Annotated in this window: 18 protein-coding genes; 16 read left to right on the forward strand and 2 right to left on the reverse strand. The window is 53.8% G+C overall.

Annotated elements, in window-relative coordinates:
- Positions 1 to 2: 2 nt before the first annotated feature.
- The 16 genes from EPV75_RS00080 to EPV75_RS00155 all read left to right on the forward strand — a co-directional run bounded on the left by EPV75_RS00080 (position 3) and on the right by EPV75_RS00155 (position 14,023).
- Positions 3 to 848: a MipA/OmpV family protein gene (locus EPV75_RS00080; protein ID WP_128384040.1), complete on the forward strand. Its 846-nt coding sequence runs from the start codon at positions 3 to 5 to the stop codon at positions 846 to 848.
- Positions 849 to 1,352, forward strand: coding sequence for a COG4648 family protein (locus tag EPV75_RS00085; RefSeq protein WP_029939227.1), 504 nt, complete (start codon positions 849 to 851; stop codon positions 1,350 to 1,352). It abuts the gene before it with no gap.
- A 112-nt stretch (positions 1,353 to 1,464) separates the two neighbouring features.
- Complete coding sequence (locus EPV75_RS00090) at positions 1,465 to 2,688, forward strand: beta-ketoacyl-[acyl-carrier-protein] synthase family protein (protein ID WP_128384041.1); 1,224 nt, start codon at positions 1,465 to 1,467, stop codon at positions 2,686 to 2,688.
- Entirely contained in the window at positions 2,685 to 3,473 is a 789-nt protein-coding gene (locus tag EPV75_RS00095) for a beta-ketoacyl synthase chain length factor (RefSeq protein ID WP_128384042.1), read from the forward strand. Before EPV75_RS00090 ends, EPV75_RS00095 begins: the two co-directional genes overlap by 4 nt.
- Before the next feature lie 10 nt (positions 3,474 to 3,483).
- The gene (locus tag EPV75_RS00100; RefSeq protein WP_128384043.1) at positions 3,484 to 3,948 is read left to right on the forward strand and encodes an ApeP family dehydratase; all 465 of its coding nucleotides are present in this window, start codon (positions 3,484 to 3,486) and stop codon (positions 3,946 to 3,948) included.
- A 3-nt stretch (positions 3,949 to 3,951) separates the two neighbouring features.
- Positions 3,952 to 4,680, forward strand: a complete 729-nt coding sequence (gene fabG / locus EPV75_RS00105; RefSeq protein ID WP_128384044.1) for a 3-oxoacyl-ACP reductase FabG — start codon at positions 3,952 to 3,954, stop codon at positions 4,678 to 4,680.
- Positions 4,681 to 4,833: 153 nt separating this feature from the next.
- Positions 4,834 to 5,238: a hypothetical protein gene (locus EPV75_RS00110; RefSeq protein WP_128384045.1), complete on the forward strand. Its 405-nt coding sequence runs from the start codon at positions 4,834 to 4,836 to the stop codon at positions 5,236 to 5,238.
- Positions 5,239 to 5,247: 9 nt separating this feature from the next.
- Positions 5,248 to 5,925, forward strand: coding sequence for a YdcF family protein (locus EPV75_RS00115; protein ID WP_128384046.1), 678 nt, complete (start codon positions 5,248 to 5,250; stop codon positions 5,923 to 5,925).
- 5 nt (positions 5,926 to 5,930) lie between these two features.
- Positions 5,931 to 6,686: a glycosyltransferase family 2 protein gene (locus EPV75_RS00120; protein ID WP_128384047.1), complete on the forward strand. Its 756-nt coding sequence runs from the start codon at positions 5,931 to 5,933 to the stop codon at positions 6,684 to 6,686.
- A 101-nt stretch (positions 6,687 to 6,787) separates the two neighbouring features.
- Positions 6,788 to 7,735 (forward strand): dialkylrecorsinol condensing enzyme, encoded by a 948-nt coding sequence (locus EPV75_RS00125; RefSeq protein WP_128384048.1) that lies wholly within the window; start codon positions 6,788 to 6,790, stop codon positions 7,733 to 7,735.
- Positions 7,726 to 8,901 carry a beta-ketoacyl-ACP synthase III gene (locus tag EPV75_RS00130; protein WP_128384049.1) on the forward strand — a complete coding sequence of 392 codons (1,176 nt, stop codon included), beginning with the start codon at positions 7,726 to 7,728 and terminating at the stop codon, positions 8,899 to 8,901. Before EPV75_RS00125 ends, EPV75_RS00130 begins: the two co-directional genes overlap by 10 nt.
- Positions 8,902 to 8,918: 17 nt before the next feature.
- Complete coding sequence (locus EPV75_RS00135; RefSeq protein ID WP_128384050.1) at positions 8,919 to 9,344, forward strand: hypothetical protein; 426 nt, start codon at positions 8,919 to 8,921, stop codon at positions 9,342 to 9,344.
- Between the two features lie 23 nt (positions 9,345 to 9,367).
- Entirely contained in the window at positions 9,368 to 10,381 is a 1,014-nt protein-coding gene (locus tag EPV75_RS00140) for a BtrH N-terminal domain-containing protein (RefSeq protein WP_128384051.1), read from the forward strand.
- Between the two features lie 127 nt (positions 10,382 to 10,508).
- The gene (locus tag EPV75_RS00145) at positions 10,509 to 11,147 is read left to right on the forward strand and encodes a LysE family translocator (RefSeq protein WP_128384052.1); all 639 of its coding nucleotides are present in this window, start codon (positions 10,509 to 10,511) and stop codon (positions 11,145 to 11,147) included.
- A complete protein-coding gene (locus EPV75_RS00150) occupies positions 11,144 to 11,824 on the forward strand; it encodes a class I SAM-dependent methyltransferase (protein WP_128384053.1) in 681 nt (226 codons plus the stop codon). Before EPV75_RS00145 ends, EPV75_RS00150 begins: the two co-directional genes overlap by 4 nt.
- Positions 11,825 to 12,007: 183 nt before the next feature.
- Positions 12,008 to 14,023 carry an NHL repeat-containing protein gene (locus tag EPV75_RS00155; protein WP_128384054.1) on the forward strand — a complete coding sequence of 672 codons (2,016 nt, stop codon included), beginning with the start codon at positions 12,008 to 12,010 and terminating at the stop codon, positions 14,021 to 14,023.
- Here the strand turns inward: EPV75_RS00155 and EPV75_RS00160 are convergent.
- Positions 14,017 to 15,264, reverse strand: coding sequence for an ABC transporter permease (locus EPV75_RS00160; protein ID WP_128384055.1), 1,248 nt, complete (start codon positions 15,262 to 15,264; stop codon positions 14,017 to 14,019). The genes EPV75_RS00155 and EPV75_RS00160 overlap by 7 nt on opposite strands.
- Positions 15,257 to 16,258 (reverse strand): ABC transporter ATP-binding protein, encoded by a 1,002-nt coding sequence (locus tag EPV75_RS00165; protein WP_128384056.1) that lies wholly within the window; start codon positions 16,256 to 16,258, stop codon positions 15,257 to 15,259. Before EPV75_RS00165 ends, EPV75_RS00160 begins: the two co-directional genes overlap by 8 nt.
- Positions 16,259 to 16,302 lie beyond the last annotated feature (44 nt).

Below are 16,302 nucleotides of genomic sequence, written 5' to 3' on the forward strand. Positions count from 1 at the left end.
CCATGCTGAAACCGCTTTCCATTCGTCTCCTTGCCTGTGCCTTCCTGAGCGCTTTACTGTTGCCCGTCCACGCACAGCAACAAACCCTGCCCAAATGGGAAATCGGCTTAGGGCCTGGCCTGGTCAGTTATCCGGATTACCCCGGTTCCAAAGAACAAAACAACCTGATTGTGCCGTTTCCGTACATCACCTACCGCAGCGACGCCTTTACCATCGACCAGCGCGAAATCAAAAAACCGTTGTACGAATACCGCAACCTGGAGTTCGACCTGAGTGTTTCCGGCACCATTCCGGTGTCGAGCAAAGACAACAAAGCCCGTGAAGGCATGGATGACCTGGACGGCTCCATTGGTATCGGCCCGGTGGTCAAGGCCCGGTTGTACCGCAATGACCTCAACGAATTCAAATTCGAATGGCCGGTGCGCTGGGTCTTGGCCTCGGACTTTCAGTCCATCCACGAGGAAGGCTTTTTCTCCTCGCCCGGCTTCTATTATTATTTTCGACAAGGCTTCAGCGCACGGGAACGCTTGAAAATCACCCTGGGCGCACGCGCCGACTTCGCCACCGCCCGCAACAACAATTATTTTTACGGCGTGGACGACGATGAAGCCACTGCGGTCCGTCCGGCTTACAAATCCACCGGCGGCTTCGCCGGCCTGGCGTATGTTTTCAGCCTGAACTGGCACGTCAACGACTTCTGGCTGGGCGGTTTTTACCGCCTTCGCGATCTTTCGGGCAGCGTTTACGAAAACAGTCCCTTGATGGAAACCACCCGTTCGGAAACCTTCGGCTTCGCCATTACCTGGAACTTCTATCAATCCGACGAAACGGTTCAAGGACTGGAATAAATGAAAACCCTATTCTTTCCCGCACTGGTACTCACCGCCATCTTGGGCATTTTGCTGTTTGCCGACGGTTGGTTACGGTACAGCGTCCAAACCGCTTCGATTCTGTTGTTCCTGTTCATCTACGGCCTCTTCATCCAAAGCTTACGACCCGGTCAAACGCCGCTGATCACCCGTTACGCCATCCTAATGCAGGCGGAGTTGACCCCACGCGACCGGCACTATACCCGTGGCGTCACCTGGGCTTGGGTGATTTTATTAAGCCTGATTTTGCTCGCCAAGCTGTGGAGTGGGTTATTCGACGGGCGCTGGATACTGCTGGGGCACGACCTCACCGATTACATCGAAGTGGGCTTTTTTCTCGGTTCCACCGCCTTATTCGTTGGCGAACTCTACCTGCGCCGCTGGGTGTTCCCGGAAAAACCGCCGGAAACCCTGTTGCAATTCATCGGCAAAACCTCACAGGTTTCCCTGAAAGACATCTGGCAATTCAAGCCAACAAAATAGCCTCCGAACGGCGTCAACAAGCCCTAAATGATACATGGGTGAGCCATTAAAAACGCCACAAAAACCCCTGAATGCTTTATACTTTTGGCAATTCGTTTTTTGAAAAAGCTCTATGCGTTATCCAATCCAAATTTCCGCTTCAACCCTTGTCTCCGGCATGGGCGTCGGCCTAAAGGCACACCGCCACGCGCTTGAAAATGAGACCACCGGCTTAAAGCTCAACACCCAAACCCTGGAAACCAAACTGGCAACCTACTACGGCGAAGTGACCGACTTACCAGCCTTACCGCCCCATTTAAGCGATTACGACTGCCGCAACAATCGTCTGGCCTGGCAAGCGTTGATCACCGACGGGTTCGCCGAGCAAGTTTCGGAAATGGTTAACCGCTTCGGCGCACATCGCATCGGTTTGGCGCTTGGCACCAGTACTTCGGGTATTTTGGAAACCGAACAGGTATTGGCTTATCGCGAACAGAACGGACAATTCTCCGACGATTATCATTACGAAACCACGCACCGCATGAATTCCCTGGCGGATTTCTGTGCCGACGCCCTGTCGCTGCAAGGCCCTCGCCTGATTATTTCCACGGCCTGTTCTTCCAGCGCTAAAGTGTTCGCGACCGCCTCGCGGTGGCTGGATCACGATTTGGTCGATGCAGTGCTGGTCGGCGGTGTCGACACCTTGTGCCTGACCACCATCCACGGCTTCAATGCGCTGGGCTTGGTGAGTCACGACATCGTGCGACCATTGGACGCGCGCCGTGATGGCATCAATATCGGCGAAGCCGGCGGCTTCATGTTGTTGGAAAAAACCTCGGAAACCGCCAGGCTTAGCGAAAACCCCATTCAACTCACCGGCTTTGGCGAAACCAGCGATGCCTATCACATTTCCACGCCACACCCCGACGGCCAGGGCGCCCACGACGCCATGGCACAAGCGCTGAACATGGCCGGACTCACGCCCGCAGACATTGATTATCTCAACCTACACGGCACCGGCACGCCCAGTAATGACCTCGCCGAGTCCAAGGCCGTCAACACCTTGTTTGGTGACAAGACTCCGCTGCTCAGCTCCACCAAAGGGTTCACCGGCCATACGCTCGGCGCGGCGGGCATCACCGAGGCAATTTTCTGCCAACTGGCGCTTGAATCCCAGCAGGCCTGGGCGAATTTGAACTGCGAACAGCTCGACGACGCCTTATCGCTGACACCGGTTTTAAAGACGCAGTCGGCCGCATTACGCCATTGCATGAGCAATTCCTTCGGTTTCGGCGGCAACAATGCCTGCCTGATTTTCAGCCAAACCGACAACGCCAAAACCGGAGGGCCGGTATGAAAGCGTACATCGAACACATCGGCTTACAAGCGCCCGGCTTGGAAGGCTGGGAAGCCTCTCAAATCATTCTGACCGGCGACACGCCGTATCAATCCGAACCGCTGTCGAAATACAGCCCGCAGTTTTTACCCGCCAATGAACGGCGCCGCACCACGCCAACCATTAAACTGGCGTTACGCACCGCGGAAGAGACGGTTTCCGGCTATGCACCGGAAGCCATCGCCGCCATGCCAACGCTGTTTGCCTGCGTCGACGGCGACACCGAAATTTCCGCGAAAATGACCAGTGCGATTTTGCAGGACGAGCCGATGATTTCGCCGATTCATTTCCACAATTCGGTGCACAATGCCTCCGCCGGTTACTGGATGATCGGTCAGCACAACCAACAAGCGGCCTCCGCCATTTCCGCCGGGGAATACCAAATCGCCAACAGCTTTATCGAAGCCCTATCGCAATTGTCGGATACGCATCCGAAAGTACTGCTGGTTGTGTACGATTTACCGATTGACCCGATTATCGAAAGTTACCAACCGGCGATGCAACCTTTCGCGTTCGGTTTGGTGCTGTCACATCAACCCAACGACCGGACTCTGGCCGAACTGTCTTTGTCACTCGCACCGGGCCAGGTTCAAGCCGTCAAACACAATTGGTTCGGCGACAATGTCGCGGCCGAGGCTCTGCCGCTGTTGCAACGCCTCGCGCAAAAACAAGCCGGGCAATTCGCTTTTCCGGTGTCGTCACAATTGACGGCCAACCTGACGTTAACTCCGGTTCAACGCGATTGAGATGAGACGGATGAACGACGAGCTCTTTGATTTCGACACCCTGCACCGTCTGATTCCGCATTCGGACAAAATGTGCCTGTGGGAAGCCGTCACCGCATTTGACGACGACAGTGTACAATGCCGCACCACCCGTCATCTCGACCTGGACCATCCGCTGAAACGCGACGGTCGATTGTCGAAACTCCACCTGATTGAATTCGGCGCGCAAACCATCGCCATTCACGGCGGTTTAAAGGCGCAAGCCGAAGCCGAAAACACGGCGTCGCCATTCGCGAAAACGCCCAGGCCTGGTTATTTGGCAAGTGTTAAAAACATTACCTTCGGCGACTTCAACCCACAAACCGCCGTACTGACCGGCCAGGCCACACAGCTCATGGCGGATGACGCCTCAAAACTCTATCAATTCGAACTGCAAGACCAGAACGGCCAAACCGTTTGCAGCGGCCGAGCGCTGGTCATACACCCGGAAGACTGATTTATGGACAAACTCAAACGTGCGCTCATCACCGGCGGCAGCGGCGACATCGGTTCCGCCATCGCCAAACAACTCGCCGAAGACGGTTTTCACGTCATCGTGCACGCCAACCACAATCTGGCCAAAGCCGAGTCCATCGTCGCCGATTTAACCGCACAAAACTTGTCGGCTGAAGCCGTCCAGTTCGACATCACTCAGGCCGACGCCGTGGAAACCGCACTGAATGCCCTGTTGGAACTAGGGCCGATTCAAGTCATCGTCAACAACGCCGGGATTCACGACGATGCCGTGATGGCGGGCATGACAGCAGAACAATGGCAGTCGGTCATTGACGTGTCTCTGAACGGCTTTTTCAACGTCACCCAACCGTTGCTGATGCCGATGATTCGAACCCGCTGGGGCCGCATCATCAATATCGCCTCCATTGCCGGCGTGGCCGGGAACCGCGGTCAAACCAATTACGCTGCGGCCAAAGCCGGCTTGATTGGCGCCAGCAAATCGCTGGCATTGGAACTGGCCTCACGCAAAATCACCGTCAATGTCATCGCTCCCGGCATTATCGAAGGCGATATGACACAGGATGTTTTCCCGCCGGACGTCATCAAAAAAGCCGTTCCGATGCAACGCGCCGGGCAACCGGATGACATCGCCCACGCCGTCAGTTACCTCGCCTCCGACAAAGCCGGTTACATCACCCGACAGGTGCTGAATATCAACGGCGGCATGATTTGATATCGACTCTCCAAATGGATGCCAAAGCCAGATCAGATTAAGCAAATATACGAAATTGGCTTTACCAAATCCCCTATTAATGGTACTTTAATGGGGTTTTCCATTTTTAGAAACACACCATTTATTGCGATCGATTCAGGAGGATAAACACAAATGAAATTCATGGTTCAAAAATTGATTTTAGGTCTATCGGTACTAGGCTTAGTCGCCACCTTAACGGCTTGCGGAACAGGCCAGCCAATCCGTAATATGGAATCACAACCGGTTCCATCCAACATCAAAACCGCCGAGCAGGTCAAAAAGGCCATCCGTACAGCCGGTGCCGGCCTGGGCTGGATTATCAGCGACGACGGTGCGGGCAAACTGAAAGGCACTTTGAACTTGAGAACCCACCAAGCGATTATTTCCATTCCATATTCCGCGAAAGAATACAGCTTGATTTATGTCTCCAGCGTCAACCTAGACTATGATTCGACTAAAGGCACCATCCATAAAAACTACAACAGCTGGATTCAGAACCTGAACAACCGCATCCAAGTGCAGTTGATCGGACTTTAAGGCGTTGGCATGCGCTTAACCTCAAGCGCATCCCAGCAAGGGGTCGATTGGGACGGGCTGCTCATGCTCGTCTTGTCGACCTTATTCATCCTCACCACCCTTGGCCTTTCCTGGCTTTGGCTCATCTTCAAAACCTACCGAACCGCACAGCAAGCGCCCACACCGTCCCAAATTCAACGCCCGTTGATCGTGTTTGGCAAACAGCTGCGCCATAACCAAATCGACAACGATTATCGCGCCCGTTTACAGCGTGTGCTCGCCTTGCAGACCGACCAGCCCATTTTTGTGCTCGGCGGCATCACCGCGCCCAATTCGGTGTCCGAAGCCAAGGCCGGCGAAACTTTTTTACGGCAACACCAACCCGATCTGAAACCGCAATTGATATTGGAAGAAGCCTCCCGCAACACCCTGGAAAACCTGAAACAGGCCCGGCTGTTTTTGACCCGACAAGACAACCCGCTCCAAGTCGCTTTATTGTCCAACCGCTATCACCTTTACCGCTGTCAGGCACTGGCGCAGGGGCTGGGGTTCGACGTCACGCTGGTGGCCGCCGAAGACCGTTTTGACGGCCACTGGACAAACTGTTATAAAATTTTCATGGAAGCTTTTTTCAGCCATTGGTATCATACCGGCGCACGGGTCAGCCGATGGCTTAACAACAAACGCATGCTTGCCAAAATTCACTGAGTTCTATGACACCTTCCACTTTCGCCATTTTGATTCCCGCTTACAACGAAGCCTTGACCATCACCGATGTCATTGATTCCGCACTGGCCATCACCCCGAACGTTCTGGTCGTCAACGACGCTTCCCAAGACAATACCGCCGAACTGGTTCGCCAAACCCCGGCTTTGCTGTTGGAGCACGAACACAATCGCGGCAAGGCCAGTGCCTTATTGACCGGCTTTGCCAAAGCGCTTGAACTCGGTGTGGACTGCGTCATTACATTGGACGGCGATGGCCAACATGACCCACAGCAAATCCCGCAACTGCTCGCGGCCTTTGCAGAAACCCCTCAAAACATGGTCATCGCCGCACGTTTACAAAACCGCGAAAATGCGCCCAAAGCGCGCCTGATCGCCAATAAAATCGCCGATTTTTGGGTCGGCTGGGCCGCCTCCAGCCCGATTGCCGACAGCCAATCCGGTTTCCGTCTCTACCCCATCGACTTGATCCGCAACCTGAAGACCAATGCCGTCAATCCTTCCGGCTTTGTCTTTGAAAGTGAAGTGTTGATTGACGCTTCCGCCGCCGGATTTGGGTTCACCTTCGTGCCCATCGCCTCTTGTTACCCGGAAGAACGCCGGGCCAGCCATTTCCGGCCCGGTTTCGACATCACCCAAATCACCTTAATGGTGGCCGGTAAACTGCTCCGTAAAGGCCTGAATCTGCCAGGCCTGGTCAAATCCCTGACAAAACAGCCTCATATCGCCAACGGCAACCCGTAAAATCGGCCTGGTAAAACCTAGGCTGCCCAACTGTTTTTTTCAAAAAAACGTCATTTCAAGGTAAAATAACCCCATTATTAAATTATTTTATAAAAGCCCGCATGCCGAAAAAAATTCTGATTCTGGGATACAGCCAAACCGGCCAACTCAACGCCGTTTTGGACGCTATTGAACAACCGCTTTCCGACAGCAACGCTGTGACTGTTTCACGCCGTACGCTCACGCCGAAACAGCCTTATCCGTTCCCTTGGTCGTTTTTCCGGTTTTTCGATATTTTTCCAGAATGCGTGTACTTGGACGCCCCCGACAATCAACCGCTGGATTTGGACGAGCACTACGATCTGGTGATTCTCGGTTACCAACCCTGGTTTTTATCACCCTCCCTGCCGACCACCGCGTTTCTCAAATCGGAACAGGGCAAAGCCATTTTAAAAGACACTCCGGTCATCACCGTCATTGGTTGCCGCAATATGTGGGGGCAGGCGCAATTAAAAGTCAAAGCCTTGCTGGAAGCCGCCAATGCCAAGCTCATCGATAATGTGGTGCTGACCGACCAGGGGTCATCCCTAGCCACCTTCATCACCACGCCGGTCTGGCTGCTGACCGGTCGCAAAAGCGGCGTTCTCAATTTGCCCGATGCCGGCATTGCCCCCGACGAAATCCGCCAGGCCTGCCGTTTCGGATACGCGATTCGCCAAACACTGGAAAACCAGGACGTCATCACAGACGCGCCCATGCTGACCGGGCTGGAAGCGGTGAAAGCCGATGCCAGCTTGCTGCAGTCGGAAAAAATCGGCGCCCGCAGTTTTCACATCTGGGGCAAACTGTTGCGCGCCGTCGGCCCCGGCGGAAGCTGGCAACGGAAACCCGTTCTGGTGATTTACATTCTGTTTTTGGTGCTGATGATCATCACGGTGGTGCCCCTCACGATGCTGCTGCGCAAGCTGTTCAAACCGTTATTGAAAAATCGCCTGGATCGGCTTGAAGCCGACTTTGAAACGCCGTCTGGCTCCGGCTCCGAGCGCTTGAAGGATTTTCCATGTCCCTAGCGCACCATACATCGAATGCCCGGCCGGAAGCCTACATCACCCTGACCGCCGCCGAAATGCCCAATGCGCCGGTCGATAACGACCACATTGAATCCGTGCTCGGCATGATCAACGGCAAGCCGTCCCGTGCCAAACGTATTATTCTGCGCAACAACGGTATTCAATCGCGTCATTATGTTCTGGATCCGAACACTCAGGAACCGGTTTGCAATAATGCGCAACTCACCGCGCAGGCCGTGCGCAACTTATTTGCATCAAAAAATGAATTGAATCAAATCGATTTACTGGCCTGCGGCACCACCATGCCCGACCAAATCGCGCCCGGTCATGCGGTGATGGTGCACGGCGAGCTAGCTAGCCCGCCGTGTGAAACCGTGTCCACCGCCAGCATCTGCATCAGCGGTCTGATGGCGTTGAAATACGCCTATCTAGCAGTGCGGAACGGCGATAGCCGCAAGGCCGTCGCCACCGGATCGGAAACCGCCTCCATCCTGTTGCGCGCTCGCAATTACGAAGCCGAGACCCAAGCCAAGCTGGAACAGCTTGAAACCCGCCCGGAAATCGGTTTCGACAAAGACTTCCTGCGCTGGATGCTGTCGGATGGAGCCGGTGCGGTCTGCATCGAACCGCAACCGCGCACCGATACCACCAGCCTGAAAATTCACTGGATCAAAACCCTGTCTTATGCCAACGAACTGGAAACCTGTATGTATGCCGGGGCCACCAAGCAAGCTAACGGCGACCTGATTGGTTGGAATCGTTACGAGGGGGCTGCCTTGATGAAAGAAAGCGTGCTGGCCATCAAACAAGACGTCAAGCTCCTCAACGACAATATCGTGCCTTACGCCATCACCAAAACCCTCGACAGGCTGGTCGCGGAAACCGGATTACAGGCCGACGACATCGATTATTTCCTGCCACATATCTCGTCGATGTATTTTTACCACAAGGTCGCCGATGCTTTGGCGGACATGCATTTCGTCATTCCGCAGGAAAAATGGTTCACGAATCTGACCACCAAAGGCAACACCGGCTCGGCCTCGATTTTCATTATGCTGGACGAACTGGTCAAATCCGGCCGCTTGAAAAGCGGCAACAAGCTGCTCTGCTTCGTACCGGAAAGCGGCCGCTTCTCCAGCGGGTTCATGTTGCTGGAAGTCGTCTAACCTCGCAAGGAGCGCCTATGAAAATCGATGAAGTGCCCCAACAAGCCGACGACATCTACGAAGGCGAAACCAAAGTGGTCTACGCCGTCGGCCAGGACGGCAAACTCGCCACCGCCTCCACCCAGGGTTGGGAAGCGGAAATCGAGGCCTTGAAAGATGCGGTCGATGAAATCGAACAGCAGGCTCGTGAGGCCTGGCAGCGCGCCCGAAACGGCGAGACTTCCCCGCTGGAGTACCACATGCTTCACCAACGATTGGATGTGCCGATGCTGGCGCAGGCGATGGGCAAATTCCAATGGCAAATCCGACGTCACTTCAAACCCAACGTCTTTAACCGTCTGTCGGACAAACGCCTGCAACAATATGCCAAAGTCATGGGGTTGTCCGTCGAAACCCTAAAGCGCCTGCCGGACACCCTCGAACCCGGCGAGCCCCAACCTTAACTTTTCCAAACAACCGATTTTCTATGCCTGATTTATCTCAATTCCAACATCAACAAGCCGCCCACTGCGAAACCGGCGCCGCCGCCGGTTTATTCCGCGCCCACGGGCTCGATTTATCCGAAGCGATGGTCTTCGGTCTGGCCAGCGGCTTGACCTATGCGTATCTGCCGTTCGTCAAAATCAACGGTTTGCCGTTGATGGCCTATCGCATGCCGCCACGCATGATTTTGAAGATGTTATCGTGGCGCATCAAAGGCTTGAAGATTCGCTTTAAAACCTTCAAAAACGAAGCCGACGGCCAAGCCTTCCTCGACCAAAAACTGGCCGAAGGCGAATTGGTCGGTTGTCAGACCTCGGTGTTCTTTCTACCCTATTTCCCGAAAGAAATGCGGTTTCATTTCAACGCCCACAACCTATTGGTTTTCGGTAAAGAAACCGTGGACGGCGAATCGCAATACCACATCAGCGACCCGGTGTTTTCACACACCGTCACCACCGATGCCGCCAGCCTGAACGAAGCACGCTTCGCCAAAGGCGCACTGGCACCGAACGGCCGTTTGTATTACTTCGAGTCGGTGCCGGAGAGCATCGATTATGACACCTTGATTCCCAAAGCCATTCGCTTTACCGGCAAGGCCAACGGCAAACGCAACATCACGCCGATTTCCGGCGTGGGCGGCATGAAACTGGTGGCGAAACGCATCGAAAAATTGGAAAAGGACAGCAAACGTTACCGCCAGTTGTTTCTCGGCCACATTGTACGAATGCAGGAAGAAATCGGCACCGGCGGCGCCGGTTTTCGCTATATGTACGCCGCCTTTTTGCAGGAAGCCGCCGAGAAACTCCAGCGTCCGGAACTGCATGAATGGGCCGATGCCTTTGTCGCCATCGGTGATGAGTGGCGCGAGTTTGCCTTATTGTGCGCCCGCATCAGCAAAGGACGCGGAAACCACACCTTAAAAGAAGCCGCCGACTTCCTGCGTCGCATTGCCGACCAGGAACAGGTCCTCTACAATCAAATGGCGAAATTCAAATAACATCCAAGTAAACCGACACCCCACCAGGCCTGGCGGTTTTCAGGGTAAGGTGGGTTCGCCGCGGATAGCACTTTTGGCTTAAAACCGTCATAATGGAAACCTTCCATTTTCGGATCGGGGCTTGGTCATGACATTCCAACTAACGTTCGATATCTGGCTGGCGATGGGCGCGGTATTGCTCATCATGGCGTTGATGCCCAGCCTCAGCGTGCTACTGGTCACCAGTCGCAGCAGCCTGTTCGGGATGCGTCATGGTTTGGCGACGGCCGCCGGCATTGTCAGCGCCGACCTGCTGTTCACACTGGTGGCGCTTTTCGGGTTGAAATGGCTGGCAGACCACTTTGAGCTCGGCTTTAGGTTGTTGACGTATCTCGGCGGCGGCTACCTCATCTGGCTCGGTGTGCAATTGCTGCGCCGTCCCCCGGAACAGAAACCGGTGACGCAAACCACCCACGCCACCCTCACCGCCAGCTTTGGATTAGGCTTATTGTTTACCCTCGGCGACCAAAAAGCCATACTATTCTATTTCGGGTTTTTCCCTGCTTTCGTCCCCATGGAACAACTTGAAACCGGCGATATCTTATTGATTCTATTCCTCACACTGGTGACCGTCGGCGGTGCCAAGGCCTTGTATGCCGTCAGTGCGGCGCGAGCAACGATATTGCTTCGCCCTCGCCGTCAGGATTTGATTCGACGCACCGCCGCCAGCGTGTTTCTCCTCATCGGCGTGTACCTCATTATCGCCACCACATTGGAGTGGCGATGACGGTGTCGCAACGCATTTTGGACGCTTGGGACAACAATGCCCAGGCCTGGGCCAAAACCATACGGGAAAACGCCTTGGCCTCTCGTCGGCTGGTGACCGACGCCGCCATCGTTGAACAATTATTATCGGAACCCGATTGGTCGTCGCTTCTCGATGTGGGCTGCGGCGAAGGTTGGTTGATTCGCGCCCTGAAATCCGAACGCCCCGATGCGCACTTCACCGGCTTCGACGGCTGCGCGGCCTTAATCGACACCGCTCGCGCAGACGATCGCGATGGCGATTACCGACACCTCACCTATCAGCAAATACACCGCGACCGTTTTTCAGGACCTTTCGATCGCATTGTCTGCAATTTTTCATTATTCGAAGACGAATCCGTCGTGGAACTATTGCAGCGATTACGCGATTGCCTCACGCCGCAGAACGGCCGGCTAGCAATTCAAACCCTGTATTCAGACGCGCCAAAAAGCGAATGGGAGGCCGATTCCTGGGCCGGCTTGCCGGACAGCTTCCGGGAACCACACCCCTGGTTCAAACGTTGCGAAGCCGATTGGTTCGAATTATTCACCCGAATGGGGTTGGAAATGGCGTCTGTACATTACCCGGCTTATCCGGACAGCGACCGAATCGCATCGGTGATTTTCGTGTTGAAAACAGGCGATCGCCACCCTCAATGATCCGGCCGGGTCAAGGCAAACACACTTTGAAGTTCCGACGTTCCACGCTTCCAGCTGTCGATTCGGCCGCACAAGCCTTCCAAAGCACACCCCAAACTTACCAAAACAACTTTACAGTATCGCAAGAAGTTGCTATGGTGATTTGATTAGTATTTTTAATGATTTTAAATAAGGAATTTTTTAATGGGTATGTTATCCAACTTAAGCGTTTTCCCGTTGAGTATATTGCTGCTTGCCGCTACTTTGGTTGGATGCGATTTTTCAGACGACGATAACTCCGATCAGACCAAAATTTCGGGTGTTGTGCAAACCGGCTGCGGCTCGACATCACTGAAAACCGGCGCTTTCTCGCAAGTGGAATTGTATAAAAGCACGGGGGAAAATGCGGAATTGATCGGAGCCAGTTCGGCCGATGATCAGGGCCATTTTTGGATCGGATTTGACGATGATGAAAACCCCGGAATTTATTTCCTCAAAGCTCGACTGGATAATCAAATAGACTTGATGGCGGTTTTAGGAACCGAAATGACTTCAAATGTCGTCATCAATGAATTAACAACCGTCGCGGCGGCCTACTCATATGCCCGGTTTTTTGATTTCCAGACAGATTTGATTGCAGGAAGTGGTGACCTTCTGCCTCTTCAAATCGCGGCTGGAATGAATGCCAATCTCGCCGATGCCCAAAGCGGTTGCCCCTCAACGGTCATGCTGAACACTCCGAATGCCGATCAAACCAATTCACTTAGATCTTTACGCAGCTTGGCGAATCTTGCTTCATACTGCGTGGCAGATGCTACGGTATGTTTACCCCAACTTCAAAACTATGTATCGAGTGACAGCAATCAACAACCGACAGGCTTGCTTGATTCTCTGGTACTGCTTGCGCGTAATCCCGCAGGCGACGTGTCCGGAATATATGACTTATCGAGGAAACAGGACGTTTACGAACCTGACCTTGAAAGAATACCGGATGCTTGGACGTTGGCCGTCAAAGTAAATGACACCGGTAGCGCGCAATACACCTTTGGGGGGGCTGCCAACACTGTTTTTGACGAACGCGGCTATGCCTGGATCAACAATAATGTTGTGCAGGGAGATACCGTTTCGTCAAATGTCATTGTCGTACTGAAACCGGATGGCTCCCCTTCAGACGGTAAAAATGGAACGCCCCTTTCACCCGTAACGGGTGGCGGTATCCTCGGTCCAGGGCTGGGCATTACCTATAACAAGGTGTCAGACACCATCTGGCTGGGCGATTTTGGATGGGGTGGTGTGAATCCAAGCGACTCCGGGAATGGGTCGGTTTCGGAAATCGCTCTCGATGGCCAACCGATTTCCCCGGACAGTGCCTACGATGGGGGAACCGACCGGGTTCAGGGAATTTTGGTTGATAATCAAGGCAATGTCTGGTCGGCCAATTACGGCAATGACAAGGTGATTGTATTTCCCGGTGGCGATCCACAGCAAGCCGTCGAAATCGGTATTAGCTGTCAGCCATTTGGCCTGGCCCACAATCCGCAGGATGATACGGTTTGGGTAGCGACGGTAGGTTGTCAAGAAGGTGTGGCGGACAGCGTCGTTGCTCACTATTCCTTGCAAAACGGTGTAATCACGCAACTGTCCTCGACAACAGTCGGCGATGTATTAAAAGGATTGGATGTTGATTTCGACGGTTCGGTATGGGTCGCATCGGGTAGCGACAGTTCGGTGTATCACCTGAGTGCTGACGGTGATGTCTTAGACCGCATTACCGGGGTGACCGGATTAGCGTCACCTTGGAATGTGCGGATAGATGATGCGGGAAATGTCTGGGTCTCGAACTTTGGTTCCATGGACCCCTTCGACCTTGACAACATATATTCAAACGCGGCTGTTTCCGTATTGGCAGGTGCACGCTCGGAATCCGGCAAACCGGCTGGTACGCCGCTCTCACCGTCCACGGGGTACACCCTTCCCAGTGCGGGAGAGGAAGTTATATTGTTTGATGGTACGCCTCTCAGCCAGACAGGAACAAATCAACCGAAATTTACGCCAATGATGCGTTCAGTGAGCGCCGTGCCCGATCGAGCCGGCAATCTATGGGTCTCAAATAACTGGAAACCAAACTTCCACACCGATTTAACCCATAATCCTGGAGGAGACGGGATGATCATTTTTGTTGGGCTGGCTGAACCGACCACTCCCGGCCGAACTCAATGATCCGGCTGGGTCAGGCGTTTTTGCAAACGCCAATAGGCCGCTAAAAAGAGCACCAGCGCCAGGCCGAGCAGTTGCAGGATATAGGGCCATACCGATTGAAAATCGCCCTGGCGTAACAGAATTTCCAAAAAGGCTTCCAAGCCCCAGTTCATCGGTGAAAAAGCGGCGAGCTTCTGCATGGCGTCCGGCATCACGAACACCGGCACCATCACCCCGCCCATCGCGCCCATCAGCAAATTACTGACACCGCCAACGGTCGAAGCCTGTTCGTGGGTTTTCACCCAAACCGCAATCAACAACGCAAAACTGATGGCGGTCAAACTCAACGCCAACGACACCGGCAACAATAACCAGGCATTGCTGCTCAATTGCAACGCTTCTCCGCCCAATAACGGCACCAAAAATACGCCCGTGAGAAACATCAGCCCTGTTTGCAGCAAATTAATCAGCATATAAGGCAACAGCTTCCCTAACAGAATCCATTGTTTGGCAATCGGAAAGGTGTTGAGCCGTTCCAGCGTACCGTTATTCAACTCCACCAACAAGGTCGCCGAAAACGGAATCACAATAAAGAACATCGCGAACACCAACCAGGCGGGCACACTTTGTTGCACCGAGGTCGGCGTCACTTGGGTCGTACCATAGGACAAATTATCTTCGCTCAACACGGTCGGCCCCAGGAATTTGCGGATATCCAGCTCCGGAACCTCTTGCTGGCGGCTTGCCGAGCGGGAACCGGCTGCGAAGGTCACGGCAATTTTCTTTTCCACCAGTTTGCGCATCAACGCCGCTTTCAACAAGGAACGGGCATAACTCGGTGCCACCGGAGAATAGTCGATTTGAATCGGTGTCTGAATCGGCTCGCCGCGTTTAAGCTTTTTCACCAGATCCGTCGGCACCTGTATCAAGGCCAAACGCTCCCCGCTCAACGTCGCTTGCCGGGCATCGGCGATGGCTTGCGGACTGTTTTCAATCGGCAGGACATCAAAACTTTCCAGGTTCAGAAAGTCGTTCTGCCAGGCCTGGGAGATTTTATCGTCGAACACCGCAAAGATTTTCAAGCCACCGGATGCGGAAGCGCTCGAATTCTTGGCGTCCGTGGCCTGTTTGTCGGAAAACACTTCCTGCAAACTCATCGACATAATGACCACAAACACCACCGGCATCAAAAACAGCACCAATAAGGCATAGACATCCCGCAAAATCAAACATGCTTCTTTCTGCAACAAGGCCTTAAACATGGTTCACATCCTCAAGCGCCACATCCGACTGCGAAGCATGTTTCAAGGCAGCCAATACGTCCGGTTGCACGGATTCGAAAAACAGCGTCTCCATATCCAGCGGTTGCATCGACAAGCGTTGCAGTTTCGCGCCCGGCAGGTGGTTTAAAAACGCCATCACTTGCCGGTCAATCAACGCCAAATCAGTATCGGACGGCAATCTTCCGGACACCTTATTTCCGTCAACGACAAACCCGTTTTGTTGGCAAAAGTCGTCAAAAGCGGGTAAATGATTTAAATTTGACCAGGCCTGGTCGATTTCAACTTCCAGCTTGACCCCGCTTTCTCGCCGCCAGGCATCCAATTCTCCCTGGAAACGCACTTCACCTTGATGCAACAACGCCACCTGGTCGCACAGCAATTCGATTTCCTGCATGTGGTGCGAGGTATAGACAATCGCGACACCTTGGTCGCGCAATTGACGAATCGCCTTGAGAATGAAATCACGGGAAATGGGGTCGATACCCACCGTCGGCTCGTCGAGAAACAACAATTTCGGACGGTTGACCAAACCGATAGCCAGGTTCAAGCGGCGCTTCAGGCCACCGGACAACCGGTCGGCGGTTTGCTGGCGGTGCGCTTCCAACTGACAAAACGCGATGGCGTCCTCGACACGTTGCGTCCGTTCCCCCAAATCCGCCCGCAAGTCGGCAAAAAACTGCAGGTTTTCCAGCACCGTCAGGGTCGGGTAAAACGCATAGCCTTGCGGTACCAACGCAATCTGTCGCAGGATGTCGGTGCGATGCGTTGCATAATCCAACCCCAACACCGTCAAGTCGCCGGATTGCTTTTTGAGCTGACCGGTCAGCAAACCAATCAAGGTGCTTTTTCCGGCGCCGTTGATACCCAACAGCCCCAAAATTCCGCTTGGTTTCATCTGCAAGTTGAGCGCTTTCAGCACCGGTTGACCCGGTTGGTATTGGTAGGAAAGGTCTTGGATATCGAGGGTGTTCACGAGGTGAAAAGGGTTCCGGTGAAAATTGCACAAACTTTCTCACA

This window comes from Hydrogenovibrio thermophilus, from assembly GCF_004028275.1.
Lineage (GTDB): Bacteria > Pseudomonadota > Gammaproteobacteria > Thiomicrospirales > Thiomicrospiraceae > Hydrogenovibrio > Hydrogenovibrio thermophilus.